Here is a 14,905-nt window from a genome sequence, read left to right on the forward strand (position 1 = left end):
TCAGTTCTCCAGAGCTTCGAGCAGGCCGAGCGGCAGTGGAACGTCCATCGCTTTATCAAACAGCAGATAAAGGCCGACGCTCATCAGGCTGACAATCACACAGCTGGGTAGCCAGCGGCCGCCATACAGACGCGCCATCGGAATGCCGATCAGGATGCTGCTGAGGATAAATCCAAGGGGTTCGAACGTACCGGCGAAAATCAGCAGCAGCACCGTGCACAGCACGATCTTGGTCAGGGTTTCGCGGTCCAGCTGCGGGTCTTCTTCGCTGTGGACGACGGGCGTCGGACGAAAAATCATGTAGATCAGCCCCAGGCCCATCAGGCCGAGCATCAGTAGCGGGAAGGCACGCGGGCCGACCGGCTCGTAGGAAAACTGCGCTTGATAGGGCCAGGCCATCAGCGCCAGAGCGGCGCATACCAGCAGCAGCACCGAGGCAAAAATGCGTTGTAAGAGCATGGTTCACTCCTGTACCGGGCCTGCGAAGGCTCACAGCCCGGTCAGCGGTCAGCAGGGATTACTGAATGAGGCCAAATTCCTGGGCCAGAACCTTGTAGTCAGCCACCTGTTTTTTGACGTAGGTGTCCAGCTCCGGGCCGGTCATGGCAAACGGGAATAGCTCGCGCTGATCACGCAGGGTGTTGAACTCTTCGGAGGCCAGCAGTTTGTCGAAAGCGGCTTTCCACCACGCATAATCTTCGTCGCTGACCTTTGGCCCCAGGTAGAAACCGCGCACCACTGGCCAGACAATGTCATAGCCCTGCTCTTTGGCAGTGGGGATGTCTTTCATCTCCGGCTCGTCCAGGCGCTCGTTGGCGAATACCGCCAGCAAACGCATGTCGCCACTCTGGATATGCGGCATGGAGTCGGAAATGTCCGTACTGCCGACCTGAATGTGCCCACCCAGCAAGGCTGTAGCAATTTCGCCACCACCTTCCAGTGCCACGTAACGCAGGTCACGTGGGTTGATCCCGGCGGCCTTGGCGATGAGTGCGGTTTGCATCCAGTCCTGGCTGCCCACGGTGCCGCCTGAACCGATAACGACTTTGCTCGGATCTTTCTTCAGGGCTTGAACCAGATCGTCGAGGTTTTTGTAGGGCGAGTCGTTTTTCACTGCAATGGCCCCGTAGCTGGTGCCGACCGCAGCCAGCCAGCGCACTGCGCCCTCATCGAAACGGCCGAATTTGCCCTGCGCAAGGTTGAGCAGTGAACCGCTGGACCAAGCCACCAGCGTGCCGCCATCGGCAGGGCGCTGGGCAACGACTGCGTTGTAGGCAACGGCGCCTACGCCACCGGGCATGTAGGTCACGCGCATCGGTTTACTGAGCAGTTTTTCGTTGACCAGTGCGCTTTGCGCCAGCTTGCAGGTCAGGTCAAAGCCGCCGCCAGGGGAGGCCGGGGCAATGCATTCGGGGCGTTTGGGTTCAGCCAGCAGTTGGCCAGTGAAGAGCATGCAGCCGGCTGCAAGAGCCAGAGTGCGCAGGGGGAATTTCATATCGTCTCCTCAGGAGCTTTTGTTTTTATAGGGCAGTTTTGGGGTGTGCAAAATCATCGCGACAGAGCGCGGGTAGGGGTGAAATACAGGGATGAAGGGCTTTGGGCTGAAAAGTCAGCATGCAGGTGCTCCATTATTGTTCTTATTGGCGAAAACGCTTCGAGGCGTTTTTCGGACCATCATGCAGTGCATGACGGCGACAGGGATTGCTGTCAGTCTCGCGATGCTAGCCGGCCAACCTTTCGCTAACCTTTCAAAACAGATTCACTGCTTTTAGGCTTCACAGCACTCCTGCCGTCTGTACACTCCGCGCACAAAAGGCTGCGGCCTGGACAAAAAATCGAGGTGAAACCGATGCGTGTGCTTTTGGTCGAGGATCAGCTACAGCTGGCCGAGAGTGTTGCCCAAGCCCTGAAAGGTACAGGCCTGACCGTGGATGTTCTGCATGATGGTGTGGCCGCTGACCTGGCCTTGAGCAGTGAAGAATATGCCGTGGCGATTCTGGATGTAGGTCTGCCGCGCATGGATGGCTTTGAAGTACTGGCGCGTTTACGGGCCCGTGGCAAAACCTTGCCGGTGTTGATGCTGACCGCACGCAGTGACGTCAAGGACCGGGTTCACGGGCTTAATCTGGGGGCCGACGATTACCTGGCCAAGCCGTTTGAACTCACGGAGCTGGAAGCCCGGGTCAAGGCGCTGCTGCGGCGCAGTGTGCTGGGGGGCGAACGGCTGCAGCAATGCGGCGCCCTGGTCTACGACCTCGGAACCCGGCGCTTCACCCTTGGCGATGATCTGCTGGTGCTGACCTCCCGCGAGCAAGCGGTACTCGAAGCGCTGATAGCGCGCCCTGGCAGGGTCATGAGCAAGGAGCAGCTGGCGGCTCAGGTGTTCGGCCTGGACGAGGAAGCAAGCCCGGACGCCATCGAGATTTACATTCACCGCTTGCGCAAAAAACTCGACGGCCAGGCAGTGGCGATCGTGACGTTCAGGGGCCTGGGGTATTTGCTGGAAGGCCGCGATGCTTAAGCTCGACAGCTTGCGCTGGAGCCTGTTGTGGCACCTTACGCTGTTGCTGGTTGTGTTGATGCTGGCGAGCAGCTTGAGTGCTTATTTCAATGGTCGCGAGGCTGCCGATACGGCATATGACCGCACCCTGCTGGCATCGGCACGGACCATTGCCGCCGGCCTGTCGCAGCGTGATGGCAGCCTCAGTGCGGATGTGCCCTACGTTGCCCTTGATACCTTTGCCTACGACAGTGCCGGGCGTATTTACTATCAGGTCAACGATATTCATCAAAAGTTGATTTCTGGCTATGAAAACCTCCCTGCGCCGCCTGCAGGCACGCCGCGTACCGATGATTATCCGGCGTTGGCACGGTTCTATAACGGCACCTATCTGGGCCAGAACGTGCGTGTTGTGAGCTTGCTCAAGGCGGTGACCGAACCCAGCATGAACGGCATGGCGGAAATCCGGGTGGCCGAGACTGATGAAGCGCGGGTGGCAATGGCTCGTAGCTTGATGGCGGACACCTTGTTGCGCCTGGGCATGCTGGGGCTGGGGGCATTGCTGGTTGTGTGGTTCGCCGTAAGCGCGGCACTGCGCCCGCTGGAGCGTTTGCGCAGTGCCGTGGAGGAGCGCGAGATGGATGATCTGCGACCCTTGCCGCTGGTGTCGGTGCAGCGAGAACTACGGCCATTGGTACAGGCACTGAATCATTTTACCGAGCGTTTGCGTGGGCAGTTCGCACGTCAGGCGCAGTTTATTGCTGACGCGGCCCATGAGCTGCGCACGCCTCTGGCGGTCCTCAAGGCCCAGCTTGAACTGGGGTTGCGTGCGAAGGATCCGCAGACATTGCGCCATACCCTCGAGCAAGCGGCCCAGGGCACGGACCGGCTGACCCATTTGGCCAATCAATTGCTGTCGCTGGCGCGCATCGAAAACGGCGCCCGGGCCATTGCCGAAGGCGGTGCACAGTTGCTCGATCTGAGTCAATTGGCCCGGGAGCTGGGTATGGCCATGGCGCCGCTGGCCCATGCGCGGGGTTTTGCCCTGGCGCTTGAAGCCGACCAGCCTGTATGGCTGAAGGGTGAGCCCACGTTGCTGCATGAGCTGCTGAGCAATCTGGTAGACAATGCCATGGCCCACACACCGGTGGGTGGCAATGTGATTTTGCGCGTGACAGCACCCGCAGTACTGGAAGTCGAAGATGATGGTCCGGGCATTCCCCATGAAGATCGCGAACGGGTATTTGAGCGCTTCTACCGACGTAATCAGCAGGTGGCAGGCTCTGGGCTGGGGCTGGCGATTGTGGGTGAAATCTGTCGCGCCCATCTTGCCCAGATCAGTTTGCATGATGGCGCGCAGGGCGGGTTGAAAGTACGGGTGAGTTTTGTTCCGGTCAGTGCAGATCGGTTGTAGCCGCGGGTACATACGGCTGCAACCAGAGGTTCAGATAAACATCCAGCGCGCTTCGTGCAGTTGCTCCTGAAACTTCAGGTCATCAGCCTCCACGTTCAACTTCTTGAAAGCGGGCAGGGCGCTGAGTGCCTCCATGTCCTGATCCATAAACACGGTAGCGATTTGCACCAGATCGATGTAGTCGGTGGCCTTGGTTTGTCGAGAAAAGTCCTGATACAGCCCGGGAATCTTCAACAGCATTTCCGGAAACTCCCAGCCTGCCAGCAGTTTGTCGCCAATCAGCGGGTGAATGCTGTCAATGACGTGGTTAAGGGAAATCGGATCGGAAAGCAGTTCGTTGTGCTCTTCGGCATAAGTCAGGATGGGCAGGACGCCGATCTGATGCACCAGGCCACCCAGTGCCGCCTGGTCAGGCTTGAGCAAGGTATGACGGCGGCACAGGGTGTAGCAGATGCCGGCCACTTCCAGGCTCTGGCGCCATACATCGCGCATTTTCTGCTCGACCACTTCCGAGCGGGCATGGAAGATTTGCTCCATCACCAGACCGATCGCCAGATTGCTGCTGTAGTTGACCCCCAGGCGGGTGATGGCTGTGTGCAGGTCAGTCACCTCGCGAGTGGCGCGCAACATCGGGCTGTTGACCACTTTGATCAACCGCGCTGACAGCGCGGTGTCGCGACCTATGACCTTGCTCAAGTTGCTGACGCTGATTTCAGGGTTTTCCGCTGCCTTGCGAATATTTAACGCTACTTCCGGTAGTGTGGGTAGAACCAGGTCATCTCTATCAATGGCCTTAAGCAAGTCCATTTGGACTCTGTGCGCCAGCATGCTCATTTCTCTAGGTACTGCATTTCAATGTGTGGCAATCAACGCTGGATTTCGCGATCGCGGTCCAGTTGATACGGCAGCTCAAGCAGTGAAAGACCAGGGCCTTGCAGCTCACCCAGGTGAATATCCCCGGATTGCGCAGCATCACTGGTCAGCACGGCCAGCAGTTCAACACCGCTTTCGGCTTTCGCGGCCAGTACCACTTCGCCCACGGAACTGTTGTGGGACGGGGTGAACAAAGGCGTGCCAGGGGCGGGTACGTCATGCCCCGCCTCAAGGGACAAGCGGTAGAGATGGCGTTTGAGTTTGCCCAGGTACTGCATGCGCGCGACAATTTCCTGGCCGGTGTAGCAGCCTTTTTTGAAGCTGACACCGCCTACGGCCTGCAGGTTGATCATTTGCGGAATGAACAACTCACGGGTTTGGGCCATGACCTGGCCAATACCGGCGCGAACCTGGCCCAGCAGCCATTGGTTAAGGTCAGCCTCGGGCAGCTGAGCCTTGAGGTGCTGAACGAGGCTTTCAGTCTGTTCGACAGGGGCCCAGAGTTCCGCGCGGCCTTCAGAGGCGCGAATGGCGATCAGGTCGTTGGCACGAACGACGCTGTCAGTTTCAGCCGGCAGGTTCAAGCCAAGGCTTTGCAGTGCGGCATCCCCGTGGCTCAGGCCAAAGCGTACCCAGTTGGCACTGTCATCGGTCAGTTTGGACTTGGAGAACACGGCGTATTTTTTCAGGTCCGCCAACTGGGGCTCAACCAGTTCGCGGGCCATTGCCAGCAGGCAGCCATTGTCTTGCAGCACAATGCGAAAGCTCGATTGCATGCGGCCTTTTTGCGTGCAACGGGCGCCAAGGCTTGAGCGGGTTTCACTCAAATAGTTGAGGTTGCAGGTCAACTGCCCCTGCAGAAACTTGCTGGCGTCGTTGCCGATCACAGCAAAAATGCCTTCGTGGTTCAGGGTGCAGAAAAAAGCAGAGTCGGCCATGGGTCATCGCAGTTGAATAAGTCTGGAGCACATCATAGAGGTGCGCCTTGCAAATGGGTAGTTCGCAAAGGATGGACGGGACCGACCAAAGCCGTCTGTTCTATGATCGATCGGCCTGTATACTTGCGTTCTATTTGAGGAGCGCTCCATGGTCGAAGATGTTGAACTCAATCGTCTCTACTGGCACAGCCGTCGCGGCATGCTTGAACTTGACGTGTTGCTGGTGCCTTTCGTCAAGGAGGTGTACGCCACCCTTAATGACGTGGACCGCGAATGCTATCGCAAGCTGCTGGAATGTGAAGACCAGGACATGTTTGGCTGGTTTATGGAACGCGCCGAGTCCGAAGACCCGGAGCTGCAGCGCATGGTTCGGATGATTCTGGATCGTGTCCAGCCCAAGTAATCATTTTGAATGCCGCTGGCATGCCTGCGGGCAATTGCTGGCGGCGTATCTTGCAGCCCAGTTGCTGGCGCTGATCTCGATTTGCCTGCTTTCAATACCTGCCTGGGCACAGCTGCTCGGCGCTTTGCTGTGTCTGGCGCACGGGGCCTGGGCGCTGCCACGGCACATCCGCCTTACCCATGGCAGTGCCATTACCCGGTTGCGCCATGATGCCGATGGCTGGCAGTTGTGGAGCCGGGACAAGGGCTGGCAAGCGGTACAGTTGCGCCGCGACAGCCTGGCGCTGCCCTTGGTAGTCATTGTGCGTTTTCGCTTGCCGGGTGAGTGGCGGGTGCGGGCGGTGTGCATCCCGGCCACCGCGCTGGCGCCGGATCAGCACCGGCGCTTGCGCGTGCGCCTGAAGTTCAGTCGGCGTAGGTGGCTGGCACCAGAATAGTGTCCTGGGCCTCGGGCAGCATGTGCGGGTAGTCGAGGGTGTAATGCAAACCCCGTGACTCCTTGCGCGTCATGGCACTGCGGATCATCAGCTCGGCCACTTGCGCCAGGTTGCGCAACTCGATCAGATCGCGGCTGACCTTGTAATTGCTGTAGAACTCGTCAATTTCATCCAGTAGCAGGCGCACCCGGTGTTGGGCCCGTTGCAGGCGCTTGTTGGTGCGCACGATGCCCACGTAGTCCCACATAAAGCGCCGTAGCTCATCCCAGTTGTGGGCGATGATCACGTCTTCATCAGAGTCGGTCACCTGGCTGGCATCCCAGCTCGGCAGTGCCACGGGCGCGGCGATTTCGGGCGCCTGGGCGAGGATGTCGGCCGCTGCCGACTTGGCGTACACAAAGCACTCCAGCAGCGAGTTGCTGGCCATGCGGTTGGCGCCATGCAGGCCGGTGAAGCTGGTTTCGCCAATGGCATACAGGCCCGGTACATCGGTATGACCATGTTCGTCGACCATTACCCCACCACAGGTGTAATGCGCTGCCGGGACCACCGGGATGGCCTGTTTGGTGATGTCGATACCAAATTCCAGGCAGCGCTCATAAACCGTCGGGAAGTGAGCCTTGATAAATGTATCGGATTCATGGCTGATATCCAGGTACACGCAATCGATGCCCAGACGCTTCATTTCATGGTCGATGGCACGGGCGACGATATCCCGCGGTGCCAGTTCGTCCCGCGGGTCGAAGCGGTGCATGAAACGCTCACCGTTGGGCAACTTGAGGTGCGCGCCTTCGCCCCGCAGGGCTTCTGTAATCAGAAAGCTCTTGGCCAGGGGGTGGTACAGGCAAGTGGGGTGGAACTGGTTGAATTCCAGGTTGGCCACGCGGCAGCCCGAACGCCAGGCCATGGCAATGCCATCACCACAGGCGCCGTCGGGGTTGCTGGTGTAGAGATACACCTTGGCCGCGCCGCCAGTAGCCAGGATGGTGAACCGCGAGCCGAAGGTGTCAACTTCGCCTGTGGCACGATCCAGCACATAGGCGCCCAGGCAGCGATCGCCCGGCATGCCCAGCCGGCGCTCGGTAATCAGGTCGACAGCGACGCGCTGTTCGAGCAGTTCGATATTGGGGCGCTGGCGGGCCTGTTCGAGCAATGTCTTGAAAATCGCCGCGCCCGTGGCGTCGGCCGCATGGATGATGCGCCGATGACTGTGCCCGCCTTCACGGGTGAGGTGGAACTCGAAGCCCTGTTGCTCGGGGTCGATAGTGTCATCGCGGGTGAACGGCACACCCTGGTCGATCAGCCACTGGATGGCTTCGCGGCTGTGCTCGACGGTGAAGCGTACCGCGTCTTCATGGCATAGCCCGCCACCGGCATTGAGGGTGTCATCGACATGGGACTGCACCGTATCGGTGTCATCCAGAACAGCGGCGACGCCACCCTGGGCCCAGAACGTTGAACCATTGGCCAGATCGCCCTTGCTAAGCACTGCAATACGCATATGGCTGGGTAACGTGAGCGCAAGGCTCAAACCGGCAGCGCCGCTGCCAATCACCAGCACATCATGTTGAAAATGTTGGCTCATTCTTCTGACATCCGCAAAAAAGCGCCCTCTAGTATATAGAAGGGGGGATCGGCACAATGGCCGGGCCTTTATGGCATTGTGAAATTACAGCGGGCGCAAAGTGTGCCTCAGACTCGCAGGGTCTGCATGTCGATTTGCACAATTAATCTGCGAGTGGTGGCAGGGCTCAGGAATGACTCGAGTTCTGGTACGATTTCGTAGTGCATCTTGGGTGGTTTCGTACGATGGTTTTGAACTTTTCGTATGGCCTGGGGTTCCATAGTGGGCTCTCCTTGATGCAGGGGAACGGCGTCCAAATTGATGCGGGGTTTGTTTTTTCGACTCGACAGCTGAATTTGACGACAAGATTATTGACGCAGCCGGCCAAGCCCGAGCTGCGTTTTCGTGTGTGCCAAATCCGAGCGCGCAGGAAACTTGCCAGGGGGGAGAGAACTTTTGCGAAAAGCCCGAGTCTATGTTTGCAAGCCTGATCAATTAGCAAAGCAATCTTCCTCCCGGTCTTATGAGGAGTATTCATGCTAGCCCAGGAAGAGGATCAGCAGCTGGTCGAGCGCGTACAGCGTGGCGACAAGCGCGCATTCGATCTGCTGGTGTTGAAGTATCAACACAAAATTCTCGGGTTGATCGTGCGTTTTGTGCACGACACCCATGAAGCCCAGGACGTTGCCCAAGAGGCCTTTATCAAGGCCTACCGGGCGCTCGGTAATTTTCGCGGAGACAGCGCCTTTTACACTTGGCTGTATCGCATCGCCATTAATACGGCGAAAAATTACCTGGTGTCACGCGGTCGACGTCCGCCTGACAGTGACGTGAGCTCGGAAGATGCCGAGTTTTACGATGGTGATCATGGTCTCAAGGATCTTGAGTCGCCGGAGCGCGCTTTGCTCCGGGACGAGATCGAGAGCACCGTTCATCGCACTATTCAGCTACTGCCAGAAGATTTGCGTACGGCGTTAACTTTACGTGAATTCGATGGTCTGAGTTATGAGGACATTGCGAGCGTCATGCAATGCCCGGTAGGTACCGTGCGCTCCCGGATTTTCCGCGCCCGGGAAGCCATAGACAAAGCCCTGCAGCCGTTGTTGCAGGAAAACTGAGACAGCGGCGACAGCCAAGAGAGGAACCGCCATGAGTCGTGAAGCCCTGCAGGAATCGCTGTCCGCAGTGATGGATAACGAAGCGGACGAACTGGAACTGCGTCGGGTATTGAATGCCTTCGACGACACACAAACCCGTGACACCTGGTCCCGTTATCAGGTGGCGCGTGCTGTGATGCACAAGGACCTGTTGATTCCGCGCCTGGACATCGCATCTGCCGTTTCGGCCGCGCTGGCCGAAGAACAAACCCCGGCCAAGGTAGTCCGCGGGCCGTGGCGCAGTATTGGTCGTCTGGCCGTAGCCGCGTCGGTAACCGTCGCTGTTCTGGCGGGTGTACGCCTGTACAACCAGGACGACATCGTTGGTAACCAGCTTGCCCAGCAAAACCCGGCTCAAAGCCTGAGTGCGCCGATGGCCAAGGGCCCGGCAGTACTGGCCAACTACAGCGAAAACGCCGACCAGGCCACCGGCCCGATGGCCAACGGTGTGCTGCAAGGTCAGCCAGGCTGGCAGGACCAGCGTTTGCCAGGGTACCTGCGTCAGCACGCAGAGCAAGCCGCATTGAAAGGGGCTGAAAGCCCACTGCCTTATGCTCGTGCTGCGAGCCTGGAAAACCGTTAAGGACCATCATGCGCGTCCTACCCTTGCTACCTCTTCTGCTCAGTGGCTGGTTTGTTGTGCCTGCCCATGCGGATGAAGCCCAGGACTGGCTCAAACGTCTTGGGCAGGCCGAGCAACAGCACAGCTATCAAGGCACTTTCGTTTACGAGCGCAACGGTAGTTTTTCTACCCACAGCATCTGGCACCTTGTGCAGGATGGCAAGGTTCGTGAGCGGTTGATGCAACTCGATGGCCCCGCACAAGAGGTGATTCGAGCAGACGGGCGCACTGAATGTGTCACTGGCAAGCTGGCCCCGCGCCTGGGCGATGTCTCCGCTGTTGCGGCGCGGCAGTTCGATGTACAGAAGCTCAATGATCTGTATACCGTGGCAATGGAAGGCAACTCCAGGGTTGCCGGGCGCCCGGTAGCGGTTATTTCGCTGGCGCCGCGTGATCAGCATCGCTACGGGTTTGAACTGTATCTGGACCGGGAAACCGGTTTGCCTATCAAGTCATTGTTGCTCAATGACAAGGGGCAATTGCTTGAGCGTTACCAGTTCACCACCTTGACCACAACGCCACCGGATGACAGCCAGCTCAGTCCTGCCGCGAAGTGCCAACCTGTTGCCCAGGCGGACGCCGGGGCCAAACTGGGCAGCACAACCCAGGCCTGGCATTCCGACTGGCTGCCTTCCGGTTTCGAGCAAGTCAGCAGCACGGTACACCGTGACCCGCGCACCCGGATCGAAGTCACCAGCCTGCTGTATGACGACGGGCTGACGCGCTTCTCCGTGTTTATCGAGCCGCTGCAGGGGGCTGCGGTGCCTGATGCCCGTGTTCAGCTGGGGCCTACAGCCGCCGTCACACGACACCTGAGCACACCTCAGGGCGACATGATGGCCACTGTGGTGGGTGAAATCCCGATGGGAACTGCGGAGCGGATCGCACTCTCGATGCGTGTCGGCAAAGACGACGCCCAGGCCAAACCATAGGGTTGCACCGACATGGCGGGTGACAATTTTCGATTTGCCATTTTTTTGTCTTTTTATAAAGGTCAGGGCCCTCAAGGGCTCTGGCCTTGTTTGTTTTCCGGGGCCTGAAAAACGGTCTATGCTTTGGACTTGTTTTTTGGTGCCTGTCGCTTAACTCTGCTGTTATTAACGGGAGCTGTATGTCGATGCCTCGATTGAAATCTTATCTACCCATTTTTGCAGCCGTGCTGATGCTCGGGCAGGCAGTGCCGGTCATGGCTGAAGCGCAGCTACCTGACTTCACCCAATTGGTTGAGCAAGCCTCACCGGCCGTGGTGAATATCAGCACTACGCAAAAATTGCCGGAGCGGCGGGTCTCCAGCATGGGTCAAATGCCCGACCTGGAAGGCCTGCCGCCGGGGCTGCGCGAGTTCTTCGAGCGCAGCATGCCACCTGCCGGCAAAGGCGGTCGTCAGCGCGAGGCCCAGTCCCTGGGCTCGGGTTTTATCATCTCTCCCGATGGCTACATCCTGACCAACAACCATGTGGTTGCTGATGCCGATGAAATCATCGTGCGCCTGTCCGATCGTAGCGAGTTGAAAGCCAAGCTGGTGGGCACAGATCCGCGCTCCGACGTGGCCTTGCTCAAGATTGATGGCAAGAACCTGCCAGTGCTGAAACTGGGCAAGTCTCAGGACCTCAAGGCCGGCCAGTGGGTAGTTGCCATCGGTTCGCCGTTTGGCTTTGACCACACCGTGACCCAGGGCATCATCAGTGCCATGGGGCGCAGCCTGCCAAATGAAAGCTATGTGCCGTTTATCCAGACTGACGTGCCGATCAACCCGGGCAACTCGGGTGGTCCGCTTTTCAACCTGGCAGGTGAAGTAGTAGGTATCAACTCGCAGATCTACACCCGTTCGGGCGGCTTTATGGGCGTGTCCTTCGCGATTCCAATCGATGTGGCGATGGACGTGGCCAACCAGCTCAAGGCTGGCGGCAAGGTTAGCCGTGGCTGGTTGGGCGTGGTGATTCAAGAGGTCAACAAGGACCTGGCCGAGTCCTTTGGTCTGGATAAACCTGCCGGTGCACTGGTAGCACAGGTACTGGATGACGGCCCGGCTGCCAAAGGCGGCCTGCAGGTTGGTGACGTGATCCTGAGCATGAACGGTCAGCCGATCGTCATGTCGGCAGATTTGCCGCACCTGGTTGGTGCCCTCAAGGCAGGGAGCAAGGCAACGCTTGAAGTGATTCGTGACGGCAAGCGCAAAACCCTGGACCTGACTGTTGGCGCCATCCCTGATGACGCGAAAGATATCGCTTCGGTTAACGGCGCCGAGCAAAGCAGCAATCGTCTCGGTGTGTCCGTTGCTGACCTGAGTGAAGAGCAGAAGAAGGCCAACGACATCAAGGGCGGTGTGATCATCACTGACGTTCAGGACGGTCCAGCAGCCTTGATTGGCCTGCAGCCTGGTGACGTGATTACCCACCTGAACAATCAGGCAATCACCAATGGCAAGGAGTTCACCGAGATCGCCAAGGCATTGCCGAAGAACCGTTCGGTGTCGATGCGCGTTCTGCGTCAGGGGCGTGCCAGCTTCATCACCTTCAAGCTGGCGGAGTAAGTTAACTGAAGGCTGACCTGGATGGGAGCGAGCCTGTTCGCAACAGCAGTGGCAGTGTTTAACTGACATCTGCGCTGTCTGCTTCGCGAGCAGGCTCGCTCCCACAGGGAGCTAACCGTTATCATCAAGCCCGTATCGCGAGATACGGGCTTTTTTTATTTCTTCTGCTTGGGGATGCGTACCAACTGCGTATTGGAATACATGTCATGCCAGGTGCGGTTTTGCTTGTCGAAGACAGACCAGATAAAACCCAGCCCCAGGCATAGCCATGAGCCAATGGAAACGATAAAGCGCAGCAAGGCTTGCCACAGGCTGATAGCCGTACCATCGGCGTTCTGCACGCGAACCCCCCAGACCTGCATGCCCAGGGTTTGTCCGGAATGGGTCCAGAACTTGGCAAAGAAGCCGAACAGGACAAAAAACAGGATGGTCGACAACAGCGGGTCACCGTCCAGTGCGCCTGCTTCTGACAGCTCACGCATTTTGGCTTCGCCAATAAAGCTCATCATGATCAGCTTGTAGATAAAGGTGGTGACGATCAGCAGGGCGGTACACAGCAGAAAGTCGTAGAACATGGCTGCCAGGCGGCGCCCCAGGCCAACGGTGGGAAAGTCGCCTTGAGGGCTAAGTGGTTGTTTCGACATGGCAGGGTCTCGTGAAGGAAAAAAGCCATCTTACGGAATAACGGCCATAAAAAAGCCTCTGATGTCACCATCAGAGGCTTTTGTGTACGAGATCAGCCTTCGGCTTGAACTTCGTCCGCCTGTAGGCCTTTTTGACCTTGAACCGAGATGAAGGTCACTTTCTGGCCTTCCTTCAGGCTTTTGAAGCCATTGCCCTGTATGGCACGGAAGTGCACAAACAGGTCCGGGCCGTCTTCAGGGGTGATAAAACCAAACCCCTTCTCATCGTTGAACCACTTGACCGTACCGCTCTGACGTTGGGACATTTCTTAATTCCTTGACGCTAACAATTAATGACAGCCTCTTTCAAATGAAAGAGTACTGGTGCTGGGTTGCAGGAAAGTAAGAGACGCAGAACGGGATGTAGCAAACGTTGAGCTACTGCCCAGGTCACGATTCCAGCGACCCATGCAAACACAGTGGGCAAACTCTACGAAACTGTAATTGAAAAAACAAGCCCCTTAAATACGCCGCAGGGCCGCGGTTTTTAATGCACTTGGCGTATGTTAAAAGATCACAGCGTTATAGGATTGTTCAATTATTTTCGTGGGTTAAACACTGTTTTCGCTATCGAAAGTTTGCACTGTTATGTGGCAGTTGCATGACACGTGCGCACCGTGAACATGCAACTGTGTAACTTTTTGTTTAGCCGCGGTAATAACGTTGAGCTACAAACGGCATCTTCGATACTTTCATCGGTACGCGTTTGCCTCGCACGATTGCCCAGACTTCAGTGTCCACAGGCGTGAACGCGATATCCAGATAACCCATCGCCAAAGGCGCGCCCAGTGTCGGGCCAAAGCCGCCGCTGCACACAGTGCCGATCACTATACCTTCGGCATCGACAATTTCTGCGCCTTCACGCACCGGGGTACGCTCCTGCGGCAACAGGCCCACGCGTTTGCGCGCCACACCGTTCTGCTGCTGGGCGAAGATATTTTCGGCGCCCGGGAAACCACCGGCCCGCGGGCCGTCAGCTCGACGGGCCTTGGAGATGGCCCAGAGCAGGCTGGCTTCGATTGGCGTGGTGGTGTCGTTCATGTCGTGGCCGTACAGGCACAGGCCCGCTTCCAGGCGCAGCGAGTCCCGTGCGCCAAGGCCGATGGCCTGAACCTCTGGCTCGGCCAGCAGGCGGCGGGCCAGTTCTTCAGCGCGCGCGGCGGGCACGGAGATCTCGAAGCCGTCTTCACCGGTATAGCCCGAACGGCTGACGTAGCAATCCGCGCCCAGCAAGGTCACCGGGGCAAATTGCATAAAGGTCATGTTTGTCACTTGTGGCGCCAGGCGTTGCAGCACGTTGACCGCAGCCGGCCCTTGCAGGGCCAGCAGGGCGCGCTCTTCAAACAGCGGCTGGATCTGGCAGTGGGCGCTCAAATGCTTGCGCAGGTGGGCCAGGTCCTGATCCTTGCAGGTGGCGTTGACCACCAGAAACAATTCGTCATTGCCCAGATTGGCGACCATCAGGTCATCGAGGATACCGCCCTGTTCGTTGGTGAACATGGCATAACGTTGCATGCCCACCGGCAGGTCGATGATATCGACCGGCACCAGAGCTTCCAGTGCCTTGGCCGCATCGGCGCCGGTCAGACGGATCTGGCCCATGTGCGATACATCGAACAACCCGGCCTGTTCACGGGTGTGCTGGTGTTCTTTCATCACCCCCAGCGGGTACTGCACGGGCATGTCGTAGCCGGCAAACGGAACCATGCGGGCGCCGAGTTCAAGGTGCAGTGCATGCAGCGGGGTTTTAAGCAGTTGTTCGGTGGACATTCGAGACTCCTT

The 14,905-nt window shown here is 58.1% G+C and carries 16 protein-coding genes; 8 read left to right on the forward strand and 8 right to left on the reverse strand.

The window, feature by feature from the left end; translation table 11 throughout:
* Both CJU81_RS02810 and CJU81_RS02815 read right to left on the reverse strand, forming a co-directional pair.
* Positions 1-459 (reverse strand): tripartite tricarboxylate transporter TctB family protein, encoded by a 459-nt coding sequence (locus CJU81_RS02810; protein WP_095029898.1) that lies wholly within the window; start codon positions 457-459, stop codon positions 1-3.
* 58 nt (positions 460-517) lie between these two features.
* The gene (locus CJU81_RS02815; protein ID WP_095035417.1) at positions 518-1,495 is read right to left on the reverse strand and encodes a Bug family tripartite tricarboxylate transporter substrate binding protein; all 978 of its coding nucleotides are present in this window, start codon (positions 1,493-1,495) and stop codon (positions 518-520) included.
* Between the two features lie 354 nt (positions 1,496-1,849).
* Here CJU81_RS02815 and CJU81_RS02820 point away from each other — a divergent pair, with 354 nt between their 5' ends.
* The gene (locus CJU81_RS02820) at positions 1,850-2,521 is read left to right on the forward strand and encodes a response regulator (RefSeq protein WP_095035418.1); all 672 of its coding nucleotides are present in this window, start codon (positions 1,850-1,852) and stop codon (positions 2,519-2,521) included.
* Positions 2,514-3,914 carry a sensor histidine kinase gene (locus CJU81_RS02825; protein ID WP_095035419.1) on the forward strand — a complete coding sequence of 467 codons (1,401 nt, stop codon included), beginning with the start codon at positions 2,514-2,516 and terminating at the stop codon, positions 3,912-3,914. Before CJU81_RS02820 ends, CJU81_RS02825 begins: the two co-directional genes overlap by 8 nt.
* Positions 3,915-3,944: 30 nt before the next feature.
* Here CJU81_RS02825 and CJU81_RS02830 read toward each other — a convergent pair whose 3' ends face one another.
* On the reverse strand, positions 3,945-4,748 hold the full coding sequence (locus tag CJU81_RS02830) for an HDOD domain-containing protein (protein ID WP_095035420.1): 804 nt from the start codon (positions 4,746-4,748) through the stop codon (positions 3,945-3,947).
* A 32-nt stretch (positions 4,749-4,780) separates the two neighbouring features.
* Complete coding sequence (gene ygfZ / locus CJU81_RS02835; protein WP_095035421.1) at positions 4,781-5,725, reverse strand: CAF17-like 4Fe-4S cluster assembly/insertion protein YgfZ; 945 nt, start codon at positions 5,723-5,725, stop codon at positions 4,781-4,783.
* Between the two features lie 148 nt (positions 5,726-5,873).
* On the opposite strand from ygfZ, the gene CJU81_RS02840 reads away from it, so the two are divergent.
* Positions 5,874-6,128 (forward strand): FAD assembly factor SdhE, encoded by a 255-nt coding sequence (locus tag CJU81_RS02840; protein ID WP_003440597.1) that lies wholly within the window; start codon positions 5,874-5,876, stop codon positions 6,126-6,128.
* A complete protein-coding gene (locus CJU81_RS02845) occupies positions 6,112-6,564 on the forward strand; it encodes a protein YgfX (protein WP_095035422.1) in 453 nt (150 codons plus the stop codon). Before CJU81_RS02840 ends, CJU81_RS02845 begins: the two co-directional genes overlap by 17 nt.
* Here the strand turns inward: CJU81_RS02845 and nadB are convergent.
* Entirely contained in the window at positions 6,533-8,149 is a 1,617-nt protein-coding gene (nadB, locus tag CJU81_RS02850; protein WP_095035423.1) for an L-aspartate oxidase, read from the reverse strand. The two genes, CJU81_RS02845 and nadB, sit on opposite strands and share 32 nt — an antisense overlap.
* A 515-nt stretch (positions 8,150-8,664) precedes the next feature.
* Here nadB and rpoE point away from each other — a divergent pair.
* From rpoE to CJU81_RS02870, 4 genes are all read left to right on the forward strand, one after another.
* Complete coding sequence (gene rpoE / locus CJU81_RS02855) at positions 8,665-9,246, forward strand: RNA polymerase sigma factor RpoE (protein ID WP_048359852.1); 582 nt, start codon at positions 8,665-8,667, stop codon at positions 9,244-9,246.
* A 31-nt stretch (positions 9,247-9,277) separates the two neighbouring features.
* Positions 9,278-9,868 carry a sigma-E factor negative regulatory protein gene (locus CJU81_RS02860; protein ID WP_095035424.1) on the forward strand — a complete coding sequence of 197 codons (591 nt, stop codon included), beginning with the start codon at positions 9,278-9,280 and terminating at the stop codon, positions 9,866-9,868.
* 8 nt (positions 9,869-9,876) lie between these two features.
* Positions 9,877-10,839, forward strand: a complete 963-nt coding sequence (locus CJU81_RS02865; protein ID WP_095035425.1) for a MucB/RseB C-terminal domain-containing protein — start codon at positions 9,877-9,879, stop codon at positions 10,837-10,839.
* 179 nt (positions 10,840-11,018) lie between these two features.
* Positions 11,019-12,440 (forward strand): DegQ family serine endoprotease, encoded by a 1,422-nt coding sequence (locus CJU81_RS02870; protein ID WP_095035426.1) that lies wholly within the window; start codon positions 11,019-11,021, stop codon positions 12,438-12,440.
* A 155-nt stretch (positions 12,441-12,595) separates the two neighbouring features.
* On the opposite strand, the gene CJU81_RS02875 is transcribed toward CJU81_RS02870, so the two are convergent.
* The 3 genes from CJU81_RS02875 to gcvT all read right to left on the reverse strand — a co-directional run bounded on the left by CJU81_RS02875 (position 12,596) and on the right by gcvT (position 14,893).
* Complete coding sequence (locus tag CJU81_RS02875) at positions 12,596-13,084, reverse strand: RDD family protein (RefSeq protein ID WP_095035427.1); 489 nt, start codon at positions 13,082-13,084, stop codon at positions 12,596-12,598.
* 92 nt (positions 13,085-13,176) lie between these two features.
* The gene (locus tag CJU81_RS02880; protein ID WP_095035428.1) at positions 13,177-13,389 is read right to left on the reverse strand and encodes a cold-shock protein; all 213 of its coding nucleotides are present in this window, start codon (positions 13,387-13,389) and stop codon (positions 13,177-13,179) included.
* A gap of 379 nt (positions 13,390-13,768) precedes the next feature.
* Positions 13,769-14,893, reverse strand: coding sequence for a glycine cleavage system aminomethyltransferase GcvT (gcvT, locus tag CJU81_RS02885; RefSeq protein ID WP_095035429.1), 1,125 nt, complete (start codon positions 14,891-14,893; stop codon positions 13,769-13,771).
* Positions 14,894-14,905: the final 12 nt, after the last annotated feature.

This window comes from Pseudomonas fragi, assembly GCF_002269505.1.
Taxonomy (GTDB): Bacteria; Pseudomonadota; Gammaproteobacteria; order Pseudomonadales; family Pseudomonadaceae; genus Aquipseudomonas; species Aquipseudomonas fragi_D.